Annotated in this window: 15 protein-coding genes; 9 read left to right on the top strand and 6 right to left on the bottom strand. The window is 37.6% G+C overall.

Going from position 1 to position 16641, the window contains the following annotated elements:
* Positions 1-13: 13 nt before the first annotated feature.
* Positions 14-565: a hypothetical protein gene (locus AC000W_RS02750; protein ID WP_474745831.1), complete on the top strand. Its 552-nt coding sequence runs from the start codon at positions 14-16 to the stop codon at positions 563-565.
* 66 nt (positions 566-631) lie between these two features.
* Here AC000W_RS02750 and AC000W_RS02745 read toward each other — a convergent pair whose 3' ends face one another.
* From AC000W_RS02745 to AC000W_RS02720, 6 genes are all read right to left on the bottom strand, one after another.
* Positions 632-1735 carry a bile acid:sodium symporter family protein gene (locus AC000W_RS02745; protein ID WP_474745829.1) on the bottom strand — a complete coding sequence of 368 codons (1104 nt, stop codon included), beginning with the start codon at positions 1733-1735 and terminating at the stop codon, positions 632-634.
* Between the two features lie 127 nt (positions 1736-1862).
* Positions 1863-3137, bottom strand: a complete 1275-nt coding sequence (locus tag AC000W_RS02740; protein ID WP_474745827.1) for a mandelate racemase/muconate lactonizing enzyme family protein — start codon at positions 3135-3137, stop codon at positions 1863-1865.
* Positions 3138-3147: 10 nt separating this feature from the next.
* A complete protein-coding gene (locus AC000W_RS02735) occupies positions 3148-4083 on the bottom strand; it encodes an RraA family protein (protein WP_474745825.1) in 936 nt (311 codons plus the stop codon).
* 142 nt (positions 4084-4225) lie between these two features.
* Complete coding sequence (locus tag AC000W_RS02730) at positions 4226-4816, bottom strand: hypothetical protein (RefSeq protein ID WP_476658663.1); 591 nt, start codon at positions 4814-4816, stop codon at positions 4226-4228.
* A gap of 4 nt (positions 4817-4820) precedes the next feature.
* On the bottom strand, positions 4821-5825 hold the full coding sequence (locus AC000W_RS02725) for a Gfo/Idh/MocA family protein (protein WP_476658662.1): 1005 nt from the start codon (positions 5823-5825) through the stop codon (positions 4821-4823).
* Complete coding sequence (locus tag AC000W_RS02720; protein WP_474745819.1) at positions 5822-6805, bottom strand: NAD-dependent epimerase/dehydratase family protein; 984 nt, start codon at positions 6803-6805, stop codon at positions 5822-5824. The genes AC000W_RS02725 and AC000W_RS02720 overlap by 4 nt, the downstream gene beginning before the upstream one ends.
* A gap of 150 nt (positions 6806-6955) precedes the next feature.
* Between AC000W_RS02720 and AC000W_RS02715 the strand changes: the two genes are divergently transcribed.
* The 8 genes from AC000W_RS02715 to AC000W_RS02680 all read left to right on the top strand — a co-directional run bounded on the left by AC000W_RS02715 (position 6956) and on the right by AC000W_RS02680 (position 16204).
* Positions 6956-8152 (top strand): redoxin domain-containing protein, encoded by a 1197-nt coding sequence (locus AC000W_RS02715; protein WP_474745818.1) that lies wholly within the window; start codon positions 6956-6958, stop codon positions 8150-8152.
* Positions 8153-8220: 68 nt separating this feature from the next.
* Positions 8221-8640: a DoxX family protein gene (locus tag AC000W_RS02710; RefSeq protein ID WP_474745817.1), complete on the top strand. Its 420-nt coding sequence runs from the start codon at positions 8221-8223 to the stop codon at positions 8638-8640.
* 89 nt (positions 8641-8729) lie between these two features.
* The gene (locus AC000W_RS02705) at positions 8730-11177 is read left to right on the top strand and encodes a T9SS type B sorting domain-containing protein (protein ID WP_474745816.1); all 2448 of its coding nucleotides are present in this window, start codon (positions 8730-8732) and stop codon (positions 11175-11177) included.
* Positions 11178-11202: 25 nt separating this feature from the next.
* Positions 11203-12051: a 3-keto-disaccharide hydrolase gene (locus tag AC000W_RS02700; protein ID WP_474745815.1), complete on the top strand. Its 849-nt coding sequence runs from the start codon at positions 11203-11205 to the stop codon at positions 12049-12051.
* 19 nt (positions 12052-12070) lie between these two features.
* Positions 12071-12934: an alpha/beta hydrolase gene (locus tag AC000W_RS02695; RefSeq protein WP_474745814.1), complete on the top strand. Its 864-nt coding sequence runs from the start codon at positions 12071-12073 to the stop codon at positions 12932-12934.
* An 81-nt stretch (positions 12935-13015) separates the two neighbouring features.
* Positions 13016-13663, top strand: coding sequence for an SGNH/GDSL hydrolase family protein (locus tag AC000W_RS02690; protein WP_474745812.1), 648 nt, complete (start codon positions 13016-13018; stop codon positions 13661-13663).
* Between the two features lie 9 nt (positions 13664-13672).
* Positions 13673-15289: a family 20 glycosylhydrolase gene (locus tag AC000W_RS02685; RefSeq protein WP_474745811.1), complete on the top strand. Its 1617-nt coding sequence runs from the start codon at positions 13673-13675 to the stop codon at positions 15287-15289.
* Between the two features lie 189 nt (positions 15290-15478).
* The gene (locus AC000W_RS02680) at positions 15479-16204 is read left to right on the top strand and encodes a DUF6090 family protein (RefSeq protein WP_474745809.1); all 726 of its coding nucleotides are present in this window, start codon (positions 15479-15481) and stop codon (positions 16202-16204) included.
* Positions 16205-16641: the final 437 nt, after the last annotated feature.

Below are 16641 nucleotides of genomic sequence, written 5' to 3'. Positions count from 1 at the left end.
GATTGATTTTTAAATGAACTACTTTTTCTGTAGACAAAACCTGTTTGAAAGTAATAGCGTCATTGAAATAGATGGGCATAACAAAGTAACGGGTAAATTTTTATGGACCACAGGAGCTAAAATTGAGAAAGATTTTGGAACCCAAACCTTGTTTTTGAATACGGACCATGGAACCAATTTTCCTGCTTTTTTTGACACCACTATTCCCGTAATGTCTAATGAACTCATAGAAAAATTACATTCCCTAGGCGTTACTAATTTTGATAGCTATTCCGTATTGCTTAAAAGAAAAGATACAGGAGAAGTGTATTCCAATTACAAAATTGTAAATTTTCTTACCTGCATAGATGCCTTTGACAGCGAGAAAAGCAATTATAATCCTAACGGTTTTGAACACGATGGTCCTGTTTTTATAAATGAGGATATCGACAAAGACATTGCTGCATTTAGACTAAAAGAACCCACAGATTTACTTGTTGTAAACGAAATTGTTGCAAAAGCGCTAAAAGAAGAAAAATACTTTAACCTACTACTCCAAAACACTTTGGAGTATGACGGCGTATAAAACAAAAGCCTAACATTCCTCTTTTATAAAGAACATTAGGCTAGGTGTTTTTTATCTAAAAAAGGATTACTCCACTTTTTCTTCTTCAACAACCTCATCTCCCAAGGGTTTATCTCGCCACCACATGGCCAGTGAAGAACCTGTAATATTCATAAGGGTGCCAAATACGGCTGGGGCAAGACCCACAGTAGCCATTTTACCCATTTCTTGGGCAAGACCCGATGCCAATCCACCATTCTGCATACCTACTTCAAAAGCAATGGTACGGGCAGAACGCTCATCTAGTCCAAATAGTTTACAGCCCCAATATCCAAACAAATACCCAGCTGAATTATGTAGCAAAGCAACCAAGATTAAAATAGCACCCATGGTCATAAGACTATCACGACCCGATGCCGTAATAATTGCAATAATCAAGGCAATACCACCCATGGAAACCAAAGGCATAGCTTTGTCCAACCATTCTGTTTTTCCATGAAAAAGTTTATTAAAAATGAGTCCAGCTACAATAGGGATAATGGTTATTTTGGTAATACTCCACATCATACCCAACACATCAATATCAATAAGTTCACCCCCAAAAGTTTTCATGAGTATGGGTGTTACAAACGGAGCCAGTAAAGTTGCCACAGTAGTTAGGGTAACCGATAATGCCAAATTGGCTTTAGCTATATAAGCCATTACATTAGAAGCCAGTCCACTAGGTGACGAACCAATTAAAATTACACCAGCAGCAATTTCTGGCGGAAATTTAAATAAGAATACCAAAGTAGCTCCCACAATGGGCATAATGGTAAACTGACAAACAAGCCCAATAAATACAGCCTTGGGACTTTTAATTACGGCGGTAAAATCCTTAATGCTCATAGCCGTACCCATACCAAACATAATGATTTGCAATAGGGGAACAATGAGTTTTTTTACCTCAAAATCGCCCCAATTGGTAAACAAGTTGGGATAGTTCATAGCCAATGTGGCCGATGCAAAAATGAGCAAAGCATAAGAAAAACCCTTTACAGCTGTATAACCCCTAAATCCAATGGAAAGCGCAAGAAAAAAGAATACCAGCAAGGGGCCAAAAATGGTATACTGACCAGTAAAATAAAAATAAGCACATAATACCGCTAGTAAAGCTGCGGTCCATAAAAGGTATTTGTAAATAGATTTCATAGTTGGTTGTTAGTTGGTTGTTATAAAGCGCTACGCTAATAGAAATTAGACCGCTACGTTGTTAGGTTATAGATTATTTATTAGTTCTCTTTTCTCACTTCTATCTTCTCTACTCTCTTTATCATCATTATTCAAAAAAGGGCACGCCTTCAACGGCATACTTCTTCATTCCTTCTTCATTGATTTCTACTCCTATTCCGGGTTTATCAGAAACTGTAATAAATCCGTCTTCTACCATTGGGCCATCAAAATCTACAATTTCTTGGAACATTGGATTTTTATGGAAATATATTTGCCACTCTAAAACCATAAAATTAGGTACAGAAGCACATACATGAGCTGAAGCCATAGCTCCTAAATACGAAGCTACCATATGTGGTGCAAAAGGTGTGTAGTAAAGATTTGCCAAGTTTGCAATACGCTGCCCCTCTCCTAGTCCACCTGCTTTTTGAAGGTCTGGCATAATAATGTTCACCGCTCCTTTTTCTAGCATCTCTCTAAAATCATACGCCAAGTAATGGTTTTCCCCTGCACAAATTGGTGTACTGGTAGAGTCTGTTATTTGCTTGTAAGCATCTATATTTTCTGCCGGAATTGGCTCTTCTAACCACATTAGGCCTAAAGGCTCTAGCATTTTGGCAACTTTCATTCCTGTTACCGCATCATAACGACCGTGCATATCTGCACAAATATCTATATTTGGTCCAACAGCATCTCTGGTTGCCTTCATTTGGTCGTACATGCGCTGCAATTCTGCTGGGCTTGCGGTCCAATTATATCTATCGTATTTATTAGGGTCATTGGCTTGGTCCAAATCGAACTTTACCGCAGTAAATCCCATTGCTACAGCCTCTTTGGCACTGGCAGCAAAATCTTCTGGTTTTGGCAACCTGCTTTGGTACAATGCCGTGTCCATATATACTCTTACTTTATCCCTAAACTTTCCTCCCAATAATTGATACACTGGCACGTTCAATGCCTTACCTGCCAAATCCCATAAAGCAGTTTCAACAGCCGAAAGCACAGCTACATACATTCCTGATTGTGCTCCCCTAAAGAATCCCGCTTTCCGAATATCTTCAAACAAGCGATGTACATTCAGTGGACTTTTATCCTTGAGCATGCGCCCGAACATTTTTACAAGTCCGTAGGTTCCAGGTACGGCATCTGCACCTTCCCCACACCCCCAAATCCCTTGGTTGGTGTGTATTTTTACAAACAAACCACTACCTCCTCTTATATAGGCACACTTAACATCGGTAATTTTTAAATCCGCTGGCGCAGATAGTTTTGGAATTTTATTGATGGCCGATTCGTATTCATTTCCGTAAGCAGAGACCATTCCCAGTCCTGCTCCTGCCATGATACTTTTTGAAATAAATGAACGTCTTGAATTTTTCATGTTGTTTGGTTTACCAGGTTCTTGTTTTTAATAATTCTTGAATTTGTGCTTTTGGCACTGGAAGTTCATCAATATGGTCATTTAGCCATTTGGAAAAATCCTTTTCAATTTCATCTGACCAACGGGTATCTATTTGACCGGCAGTATAGGTTCCTTCTCTTAATCGTTCGTGACCAAACATATCTCGTAAACGCACAATTTCCGAAGTTTTTGCTACTTTTTCAGCCAAATGTGGGGGTATAAAAACAACCACACCCTCTTTACCCAACACTACATCGCCAGGCATTACAGTCACTTTTCTAATTCTTGTAGGTTGATTAATACCTATAATCATCGTATTTAAATCTCCCTTTGGATTATGATATGATGGGTCGTAACTGGTATAATAGGACGTAAATCCTCCTATTTCCCTTAGCCCTTCCACATCTCTTAAAGCTCCATTATATACAATACCATTGCCAGATTTGGCATAAATGGCATTCCCAACATTGTCCCCAATGGTAGGGCCGTTTCTATGTGCCCCGAACTGGTCGCCAACATAAACATCTCCTTTGACCAATATATCTACGGGCCACGTATTCTGTCCTCTTTTCCCTTGTGCTTTTCCTCTATCATCAATCGCTTTCCAAACATCTGGACGAGCGGGCATAAATGTCGCTGTTACCGCACGGCCTACCAGAACACTATCAGGGTTTATCTGTTTCCATCCTTCAGCAACTTGGTACCCGTAACCTTCGCCTTTCATAACGGCCCAAGCTTCTTCCACGCTTACCAATTTTATTCTAGCAATAATATCATCTGGTACTTTGGGTCGGCCATCATCAAACCGTTCGCCTGTCCATTCAGGGGTTAAAAAAATAAGTTCTTCTTTTGAAATTTGTTGTGCGTACAGTGTAGTGCCAAACCCTAAAAAGAGTAGACAAAATAGTAGTTTTGGTAAAGACATAATATTGGTTATTTATTATTGATTCTAAGTATTCTCTATTTTATTACGAAATTATTTATCGAAACCCTATAAATTTAAAGGTAATTTTTAATAGTCGTTAATTTTACACGTTAAATAGTGTTAAAAAAGAAATAGCTGTTATTCAATTTTTTTCCACCTTCTTCCATTTAAATCCAATTTTTAAAAGAAGTGCAATTAATAATATTCCAAATAAGACAAAATAAATAAGCTCATTCCTCCCCGCTTTAATTCGTTTAACATAAGACAAAAAGAAAATAAGCCAGATAAAATAGGAACCAATAGTATGGATTCTAGACCAATTCTTTGCGTTTACTATGTTTGAGTATCTTTCAAAGGATGTGAAGGTCATTAGCAATATAAAACTATAAGCTATGGCACCCCCAACTCTAGAAGATATTTCGGTAGTTAGTAAAGTAGGTTCATAAATAAAATGTCTTAAGAACACCATTCCCAAATGTAGAATATGGATTATAGCAAAACTTACCCCTATATATTTTCTATTTTTTAAAAGCCATTTGGTAAAAGGCGATTTCTTTATTTTAAAAAATGTAGAGGCTAAAAAAGCCAACAAAAACAGCACTATGGCTATTCTGGCAGAAATACGGAGCATTGAAGATAAAGATTCTTCATTCCATCCTAAAACAGCAAAAAAGACGCCTACAAAAACAATAAAGCTGTAAACTATGACTTGTGTAAGTTTCCACTTTCGCAACATCCTATTTATCTATTCTTTTACAGATTTCCTGCATCACCCAATTGGTACGGGCTCCAGATACACCACTACTATCACATTTTCCTTTTCCCAAGAGTTCATCTACCATGGTCTGAATCAATGGTTGCTGAATATTCTTAGAAATATTAAAATTATATACCTCATCTGCTTTTCCATCCACTTGTAGAGTGACACTATGGTCACTAAAAAACGGAAACGAAACCTGCCCTTTGCTACCTACAATGGTAGTTACTTCTTCATCGGAAACATCTCCTGTATTAAAAGCCCAAACGCCATGCCCTAAGACACCACTTTTAAAACGGAAGGTTCCGACAGTAATATCTTCTGCGGGATAAATCCCCGCCTGATTTGCAGCATAACCCGTTGCTTCTTCTATAGGTCCAAAAAGAAAATCCATAGCATCCAATTGGTGTGATGCTAAATCGTAAAAATAACCGCCTCCAGCCACTTCTGGGAAAATACGCCAATTGTCTGGATCATCACTTGCACCCACTATATCTGGGCTTAAAGGCTTATGCAATTTAATATTTACAAATCGGATATCACCAATAACACCAGTATCAATAATTTCTTTCACCTTAAGAATATTAGGTAAAGCTCTGCGGTAGAATGCCACAAACAAAGGCACGCCAGCTTCCTTACAGGCATTGACCATAGAAAGGCATTCTTTATGGCTACGCGCCATAGGCTTTTCCACATACACAGGTTTGCCAGCAGCAGCGGCCTTCAAGGTATATTCTTCGTGAGAACTTGGTGGTGTCGCAATATAAATGGCATTAATATCTGGGTCGTTAATAAGCGCATCGGCATCATCATACCATTTGGGAACGTTGTGCCGTTTTGCAAAGTCTTGTGCTTTTTCGGCTGTTCTACGCATTACAGCAACGAGTGTAGAACCGTCTGCTTGTTGCAATGATGGTCCACTTTTAACCTCACATACATCGCCTACGCCTATAATTCCCCAGCGTACTTCTTTCATTGGTTTCATAATTCTCCGTACGCTTTTAGTATGTTCTCAATTTGCTTGTTTTTTTCTTCGTTGAAAATTTTCATTTCAGGATTATCATCCAACCATTTTAAGGTTCTTTTTATTCCCTCTGCAAAAGGAATGGTGGCTTTAAATGCTGGAACAAAGGTCTTTATTTTAGTATTATCAAAAATGACGCTTTCCCCCTTATCGGCCTGTAAACCTCCCGTAAAAGAAGGCTCAATTTTACAAATAAAATCAGAAGCTATATGTACTGCATTCAACTCTACCCCTAAGCTATCTGCTAAAATTTTATAAATCATATTCCAGGTAAGCACCTCATCCGAAGTAATATGAAAAGCATGGCCAATGGCCTGCGTTAAGCCCAACAGGCCAACAAAACCAATAGCAAAATCATCTGCATGCGTAACGGTCCAAAGTGAAGTACCGTCCCCATGGATTATTATCTTCTCCCCATTCAACATTCTTTGGGGTGTTGTATATTCCTTAAAACCACCGATAGCAATAGGTATTACAGTATCGTATGTTAAGGAAGGACGAACAATGGTAATTGGGAAATCGGCATCACGATAGGCTTTTGTCAGCAAATCTTCGCACTTAATTTTGTCGTTGGAATAATCCCAAATATTGTTCTTTAAAGGAGTAGATTCCGTAATTATTGGATAACTCAATGGTGTTTGATAACAGGATGCAGAGCTTATAAAAATATACTGCTTTGTTTTTCCACTGAACAATTGAATATCCTGTGCTACATCTTCAGGCGTATAAGCAATCCAATTGACTACCACATCCCATTCATGTTTTTTTAATTCTGACAGTGTTTCGGGCTTGGACATATCACCCAAAATAGTTTTAACACCATCAATTTTCACTTTGGTGGTTCCTCTATTTAAATGATACAGGTCAATTCCTTTTTCTATGGCCAGTCGGCTAGATGGAGTACTAATATTTCCTGTTCCTCCTATAAATAATACTTTCATTATGGGTTTTTGGTCGGTTAAAAATCAAGAATTTTCAAGATAAACATATTTAAGGAAATAATAATTTCTCTAACGTTTGTTTAACTTTTTGCTGTTTCTTTTTTGCTAACTTTATGAATTCTATATAAATAACCTCTCAAACCAAAATTAATGAAAACCAAAATTAAAAATTTAGCAGTCCTTCTTTTTGTAATTGCCTTTATAAGTTGCAATCAAAAGAAGAAAGATTCTGAAGAAGTAGAAACCGAAGAAACAACGGCGGAAGTGGCTAAAGTTGTTGCTCATGAAACTCCTAAACCAATTGAACCAGGCACAAAAGCTCCAGATTTTAATCTTCCTGGGGTTGATGGCAAAAATTACACCTTAAAAGATTTTGAAGATGATGACACACTAGTTATTTTATTTTCTTGTAACCATTGTCCAACAGCACAAGCTTATGAAGATAAGTTCATTAATATTGTAGACACATATAAGGATAAAGGTGTTGGTTTTGTAGCTATTTCTCCCAATTCTGATAGTGCAATTAGTTTATCAGAATTAGGGTATTCTGATATGAGTGATAGTTTAGAAGAAATGAAACTGCGTGCCAAAATAAAAAAGTACAATTTCCCCTATTTATATGATGGAGAAACACAAGAAGCTTCTCTGGCCTATGGTCCATTGGCAACTCCACATGTTTTTGTTTTTGACAAAAGCAGAACCTTAATTTATAGTGGAAGAATTGATGATACAGAAAACCCATATATAGAACCCAAAACAACAGATTTAATAAACACTTTAGATGCAATTGTGGCAGGTGAAAAAGTACCTGTTGATAAAACAAAAACTTTTGGATGCTCCATAAAATGGTCATGGAAAGGTGAGTTTGCCAAGGCACAACTTGAAGAATGGGCCAAGGAGCCTGTTACCTTAAATGAAGCTAGTTTGGAAGAAATTGGCGGGTTGGTTAAAAATGGCTCCGGTAAACTTAGACTCATAAATCTTTGGGCCACATGGTGTGGTCCGTGCATCATGGAAATGCCAGAATTAATAAGTATTAACAGAATGTATCGGGACCGTGATTTTGAATTGATTACAATTTCTGCCGATAAAATGAATAGAAAAGAAAAGGCTTTGGAAATATTAACAAAAAAGGAAGCATCAGCCACCAATTACATATACAACGGTAAAGACATTTATGATCTTATTGAAGTAGTAGATCCAGAATGGCAAGGTTCCTTACCCTATACTGCCTTAGTAACTTCTGAGGGGGATGTATTGTACAAAGTAGAAGGCACTTTTGACCCACCAGCACTTAAATTGGCCATCGTAGAGGAACTTGGGCGCTTTTACGCAGATAACGAATAATAGAAAATTCTCCATATAACCTCATAAGTAATCTCTACTTATGAGGTTTATTAATTAAACCAACCAACATGAAAAAAAAATTAGGGCTACCCTTCATACCATTAAATCCAGATTTGGGATTGTTATTGCTTAGAATTTGTCTTGCCAGTTTAATGATTGTTTTCCATGGTTGGGAAAAACTAATGACGGCAGGAAAACAGTTCCATACGTTTCCAGATTTAATTGGCATAAGCAGTGAATTGAGTTATACTTTGGTGGCATGGTTAGAAAATTTTGGAGCCATTTTAATTGCATTAGGCTTACTAACACGCATACATGCACTTGGATTGGCCTTTACCATGTTTGTGGCCTTTTTTCTTTGGCATGATATGAAATTCACGGGAAGCAATGCTGGGGAAATGGCGTTTGCCTATGGTTTTGGGTATTTAATGCTCCTTTTTTCGGGAGCTGGAAAATATTCTTTAGATTACAAGTTCGGAATAAAATAAACCCCTTAAAGAAAGGGAATTGGAAGCTCCAAAAGATGTATTTTAAGAACACATATTTTTTGATGATTGGTTTGTTGTGCATGTTTCACATGAGCTGGTCACAGACTAACATTCCTCCTACCGTTACTGCCACTGGTGACCAAATTTATTGTCCTTTGAGCCAAATAAATGTGGTTACCGCTATTAACATAGTTGACCCAGATGATACAGAAATTGAAGCGCTTTACATTCAAATCTCAACTGGTTACCAACAAGGGCAAGATGTTTTAACATTATCTGGTGCACATCCCAATATTAATACCACTTGGAATGCCAATCAAGGAAAACTAACATTGAGTAGTTCCAATGCTGCTTTGGCAAGTTATGTGGATTTAGTGGCGGCTGTAAGGGATGTAATTTTTGAGAGCAGTTCTCCTACTCCGTCTGGAGAGAAATTTTTCTCTATTACAGTGGGTGATGTTAATTACCTACCCTCAACCGACCATTATTACGAATATGTTCCAAGTCTTGGAATTACATGGACCGAAGCTAGAGCAGCAGCAGAAGGAAGAACCTATTTTGGTTTAAGGGGGTATTTGGCAACAATAACCTCTGCGGAAGAAGCACAACTCACTGGAGAACAAATATCTGGGGCGGGTTGGATTGGCGGCAGCGATGCAGGAACCGAAGGAATTTGGCGATGGGTAACTGGTCCAGAATCTGGTACCGTATTTTGGAACGGATTAGCCAACGGAAGTTCTCCAAATTATGCCAATTGGAATACCAATGAGCCCAATCAGGCTGGTGATGAAGACTATGCGCATTTAACAGACCCCAGTGTAGGAAATAGGGGAGCTTGGAACGACTTAAGCAATGAAGGTGCTCCTAACGGTGCTTACCAACCTAAAGGGTATGTTGTTGAATATGGCGGAATGCCAGGAGATCCTATATTGAACATCTCTGCGAGTACAAAAATTTCCATAGCATCTATTGACAGTGTTTCTGGTGCAGAAAGATGTGGGGATGGAAGCTTGTCCATAACTGCCCTGTCATCATCTGGTACAGTACAATGGTATGATGCCCTTGAAAATGGAAATCTGCTGTTTACAGGTGACACTTTTACAACACCAACTTTAACCACCAATACCACATATTACGCTTACGCATCAATAGGAGGATGTACAACTGGAGGCAGAACAGCTGTTGAAGCCATTATTAATCCTCTTCCAGCAATTACCTCTTCGCTAGAATTCAAAAATTGTGATGAAGATGGTGTTGCAGATGGTTATACAGATTTTAATCTAATGGAAGCAGATGAATTTATTACCAATGGCGATAGCACTTTAAATGTAACATACCATCTTTTACTTGCTGATGCCGAAACTGGAGCTAACCCACAGAACCCTACCCCATTTAACAACAATACTGCCAATACGATATATGCCCGCGTAGAGAACTCATATGGATGTCATCAAGTATCAACAATAAACTTACAAGTTTCCACTACTTCTTTTCCTGCAGGATATATGACAGAATTAAATACTTGTGATGATGATTCTAACCCAGATGGACTACATATTTTGGATATTTCTTTGGCCACTCCAGAAATTTTGAATCAGTTCCCGGCCAATCAAAATCTAAGTGTTCATTATTATAGAAATCTGTCTGACGCCACTTTAGAAGAAAATGAAATTTCCAATCTTAACTATACCAATGAAACACCAGATGAACAAATTTTATATGTTAGGGTAGAGAGTGATGATAATGGTGATTGTTTTGGTTTGGGTCCGTATTTAACTCTTAGGGTCTATCCTTTACCCGTTTTTGAGGTTGATGAAGAAGCCTCCGTTTGTACAAATTCTGAGGTAATGCTGTATACATATGCACCCAATGGAACTTATACCTATGAATGGGCAGATGAAAGCGGCTCGATTATCAGCAGTGATTCTTCAGCCATAGTTACAACTGGAGGAACCTATACGGTCATTGCTACATCGGTACATAATTGTGAATCTATCCCAAGGAATGTTATGGTACATGAATCTAACATAGCAGATATTAGCTTAGATGATATTGTGGTAAGCGACAATTCTACCAACAACACAATTACAATTAACAATGCAAACAATAATTTAGGATTAGGAGCTTATGAGTTTGCTTTAGATGCCAATTTTGGCGCATACCAAGATGAACCTTACTTTGAAATGGTGGAACCTGGATTACACACCTTGTATGTACAGGACAAAAATGGTTGTGGCGTTACACAAATAGAAGTAGGTGTTATTGGGTATCCAAGGTTCTTTACCCCTAACAATGATGGCAATAATGATAGATGGCAAGTATTGGGAGTAACTTCTGAATATTACCCAGAATCTGAACTACAAATTTATGACCGTTATGGAAGATTGATTGCACAAATAGACCCCTTAGGAGAAGGGTGGGATGGTTATATCAATAGCAACATCTTACCCTCCTCGGATTATTGGTTTAGATTACAATTGATTGATAATACTGGAAACGCGCATAACAGAAATGGTCACTTTAGCCTAAAAAGATAATAGGAAACCAACTAAAACACATAATATGAAAATAAGTCTAACAACAATACTTATAGGGTTTATGCTTCTCTTTGGCTGCAAAACTTCTAAAAAAACCATAAATGCGGAATGGGAAACATTATTCAATGGGGCCAATTTAGAAGGATGGGACTCCTATTTGGGGCCTCAATTTATTTCTGGTAGAACATGGGACAATATTAGGGAGTTCCCAGCTCTGGGCCTTAACAATGATACTCCAAAAGTTTTTACCGTTACAGAAATAGATGGTAAAAAAGTAATTAGGGTTTCTGGGGAATATTGGGGAGGTATATCGACCAAAAAAGAATATGAAAATTACCACTTACAGTTAAAGTTCAAATGGGGAGAGAAAAAATGGTATCCCAAAGAGAATGACAATAGGGACAGTGGGCTTCTTTACCATGGAGTGGGCGAACAAGGTGATGGGGATGGGTTTTGGCTTCGTTCACAAGAATTGCAAATACAAGAAACTGATTGTGGGGATTATTGGGGTGTTGCGGGAGCCATGTTCGATGTAAAAACCACATTGAATAAGGACACCTATCAATATGATAAAAATGGAACACTGCGCACCTTTAGCCAAGATGCAGAAATAGGCAGGCATGTAAAAAAACATCCTGATGCCGAAAAACCCACTGGTGAATGGAATACGGTAGATTTATACTGCTTTGGCGGCACCAGTGTTCATGTAATTAATGGGGTTGTGACCATGATATTAGAAAATTCCAAAATAAATATTGATGGAAAAATAAGTTCTTTAACCAAAGGAAAAATACAGTTGCAGTCTGAAGCCGCAGAAGTCTATTATACCGATATAAAAATTAAAACTATTAATGCATTACCCAACTTTAACTAAAAACTAAATCCAAGAACTCATGAGAAAAAATGTAGTATTAATTTTGTTAACAGCTATTTTGTCCTCCACTCTTTATGGGCAAACAGGAAAGGTATATGACAACCTTACTGTAACCAGTAAAATCCTTAAAGGAGAGCGTAAATATGCTATTTATTTGCCCCCAGATTATGAAACATCGGAACGTAGTTATCCTGTTTTGTATTTATTACATGGAGCTGGTGATGACCAAACCGGTTGGGTACAGTTTGGGGAAGTCCTAAACATTACGGATAAGGCCATTAAAAAAGGAAAGGCGACACCTATGATCATTGTAATGCCAGATGCTGATACGGGTAAAAGAGGTTATTTTAATGATATAAGTGGCAAATGGAGATACGAAGATTTCTTTTTTGAAGAGCTAATGCCACATGTAGAGCAAAAATATCGCATTAAAAGTGAAAAAAGATACCGTGCCGTTGCTGGGCTATCCATGGGCGGTGGTGGCTCTTTTATGTATGCCTTGCATCATCCAGAACTATTTTCATCGGCTTGCCCCCTAAGTGCCTATGTAGGTCCTTTAACTGTTGAACAATTAAAAGGTAGATTGGATAGAGGGGAAGAAACGTATAAGGAGGCCAATCTTCAACCTTATTTTGACCATCATAATGCTCTTTCTTTAATTGAAAGTGTACCCGTGGATGATATAAAGTCCATTAATTGGTTTATAGATTGTGGTGATGATGATTTTTTATATGAAAGCAACAGCTTAGTGCATATTGCCATGCGTAAAAAAGAAATTCCACATGAATATAGGGTAAGACAGGGAGCTCATAATTGGACTTATTGGAGAGAGTCTCTTCCTGTTGTATTGTCCTTTGTGTCTGACACCTTTCACCAGCACTAAAAAATCATACGGGCTTGTTCCATCTTCTTTTTTGGAACAAGCCTAAATTAAAAGTATCTTTAAAACTCAATTATTGATACTATGAAATATCTATTTTCCCTATTATTTTTAATTTCATTTTTTGTTGGTGAAGCCCAAGATTCCAACCGTTTTAAGGATGAAGTATTAGAACTAGAAAAAAAGTATGATTCCCTTTGGGACCCATCCAAAGAAACCATAGTATTTACAGGAAGTTCTAGTATTCGCATGTGGAAAAATGTGCAAGAAATGTTCCCGGAACACCAAATTGTGAACACAGGCTTTGGTGGCTCGCAAGCATTAGATTTATTGGCATATATAGATGAACTTGTTCTTAAATACAATCCAAAAAAAGTTTTTATTTACGAGGGAGACAATGATATTTTTGATAAAAAGAAACCTAAAAAGATTTTGGGCACCCTACAAGAAATTGTAGATCGAGTAAAACAGCACAATCCCAAAACCCAGATAGTTCTAATCTCTGCTAAGCCAAGTATTGCGCGGTGGAACCTCAAAGGAAAATATAAAAAATTAAACCGAAAGATGAGCAACTATTCGGAACAGCATCCACAGATAGCCTATAGTGATGTATGGAAACCCATGCTAAATAAAAGAAAGTTAAAAAAAGATATTTTTATACAGGACGGTCTCCATATGAATAGTAAAGGTTACGAAATTTGGTATGCCGTCATAAAAAACTACATCAACTAATTAAATTACATGAAAAACTCAATTCTTCTAAGAACCCTTATTGTACTTTTTGGTATAACCGCTCTTATCGCCTGTCAAGAAAAAAGAAAGCCTATTGACTTTCCGCCCACGGATCTGTCCATGGAAAACATGATACCAAAGCCCGTAAAAACAATTCCCACCAATACAGCTTTTGGTCTGGACCAAAATACAGTTATCTATACATCGCAAATTGATAATGGCTTTGTGGAAGTAGGTCAATTTTTAGCTGATAAAATTAAGAACAAAACTCAGTTGAGAATTCCTGTAAACAATGCAGGGGAAGGCCAGGTAGATAGAATTATCTACATCAACCAATCGGACAGTACAGACTTGGCCACAGATGAAGCTTACCAACTATATATTACACAAGATTCTTTGATTCTGAACGCAAAAACAGCCGAAGGTGCCTTTAGGGGCATACAGACCATTCGGCAAATAATCCCAGAAGTGAGCAATGATACGTTGGTGGAGCATCCTATGTGGCTGATTCCCACGGGAAAAATAATGGACAATCCAAATTTTGAATATAGGGGTTCCATGTTAGATGTTGCCAGGCACTTTTTTAGTGTGGAAGATGTAAAAAAATATATAGATATGTTGGCATACTACAAATACAATGTATTGCATTTGCATTTGTCCGATGACCAAGGGTGGCGCATAGAAATAAAATCATGGCCCAAGCTCACAGAAATTGGTGGTAGTACAGAAGTTGGTGGGGAATCTGGCGGGTTCTACACCCAAGAAGAGTACAAAGAGTTAGTTGCCTATGCAGCCAAACAATATATAACCATTGTGCCAGAGATAGACATGCCGGGGCATACCAATGCAGCATCTGTCTCCTACCCTATTTTAAACGGAAATGGGAAAACCCCAAAATTGTACGAAGGCATGCACGTAGGTTTTAGCACTTTTGACACCAGAAAGGATACCGTTTATGCTTTTATAGATGATGTGGTACGAGAGATTTCCGCTATGACTCCAGGTCCTTATTTTCATATTGGTGGAGATGAAAGCCATGTGACCAAAAAGAAGGATTATATATATTTTGTAAGCAAAGTGGAAAAAATTGTACAAAAACATGGTAAAAGAATGATTGGGTGGGACGAGGTTGCCAATGCCAATGTGGATTCCACTTCTATATCCCAATTTTGGGCCAGTGAAAAAAATGCACAAACAGCAGTTGCAAAGGGCATGAAAGTAATCCTTTCCCCAGCCACTAAAGCATATTTAGATATGGAGTACGATGAAAATTCTAAACACGGATTGCATTGGGCGGCCTATATCCCTACAGATACTGCCTATGTATGGACCCCAGAGCGTTTTACCAAAGGCGTACCCCTAGAGAACATTTTAGGTATAGAAGCACCCCTTTGGTCTGAAACCATAAGTGATATTGGAGAACTAGAGTATTTAGCTTTTCCCAGAGCCATTGGTTATGCAGAGTTGGGTTGGACCATAGAAGAAAACAGAGATTGGGAAAACTATAAGGTACGTTTAGCCAACCAAGCGCCTTTTTTGGATAGAATGGATGTAAAATACTACCCTTCTCCCCTAATAGATTGGAAAAAGAGCAAGTATACCTATAAAGATATTTTGAAGGATTAAAGCGTGCCCAAGGGGCTTACGATATTTGAGACACAAATACCAAAAAAAGTCAAATTCCCAAATAACAGTCACCCGATTTTGCTATATTTCCTTAAAATTCGCCGGACTTCACATAGCGCGGCGTTGTGCTTCATTATCAGAAACCGCTAACCAATGATAAAATTCTTTAGAAAAATACGATTCGACCTTATGGAAAAAAATAAAACTGGAAAGTATCTCAAATATGCTATCGGAGAAATTATACTTGTGGTTATTGGAATTTTGATTGCGCTTCAAATAAATAATTGGAATGAAGAAAGAAAAGAAAGTGCAATTATCAAAACCTATTTAAAAAGTATGTTGGTTGATTTAAATAATGACACTAACCGATTTGATGCGATGATTACAAATTTGGACAAACAAATAAAAGCTAATTCATCAATTTTTAAAAGTAAAAAATATCAAAATAATTCAATAGATTCTATTGTATTAAGTATAACGAGTTATTTCAATGATTATAAAATTGTAGACCAAACATTTCAAAAAATTAAAAATTCTGGACTTGCAAATCAGTTTGGTTCTAAAGAACTTAATGACGCTATTAACAACTATTATACTGTTGACTTATATAGTTTTAATTTATTTATTGACTACGATGAAGAGCATTCTTCAAACGATGATGAGTTTTGGTTTCTTGCCGACGAATATGAAATCAACCCACCTCATGGTCGAGGTCAAAAATTAATACTACCCTTTTCAGAAAATGAAGAAACAAGAAAACAAGCATTCATTAAAAAAATAGAATCTAATTTAGGCAGAAACAACTTGCGGAATAATATTACAAGAAAATCATTAGGAATAAAAATCACAGAAAGTCTAAAAAATAAAGCCGAACTACTTGCTGGACTAATTAATGATGAATTGAACGATAAATAACGAAAGCACAACACCGTGTATAATTAATTGCTTTGGCAAGTGATTATTTGGAAAATTCCTTCGGAATTTTCTCGCGTTCGTATTTGTTTACTAAATTAGTTGCTTAACCACGCAACTAACCATACACAAACACGATGATGTCGAATACGCCTGCGGCGTACTTTTGTTGCACTGCTACCGCAGCCAACGCACCAAAAGCAAGTCGACATCATCGCCGCGCTCTGTCAGATTGCTAAATCCGTAGGATAAGAGAACTTTTGCCAATATCGCCGCCAAGGCTCTATCACTCGACATATCAAATGCTATATGCAATCTGGTCGACCAATTTTATTCCCAATAACGCAAAATCCAAAAGATACGGCCACTTCGTGGCCTTCTTGAGGTCTGTTATTTGGGACACAAATACCAAAAAAAGTCAAATTCCCAAATAACAGTCA

This window comes from Saonia sp. (assembly GCF_056326165.1).
This window is presented reverse-complemented; position numbering and strand designations above follow the sequence as displayed.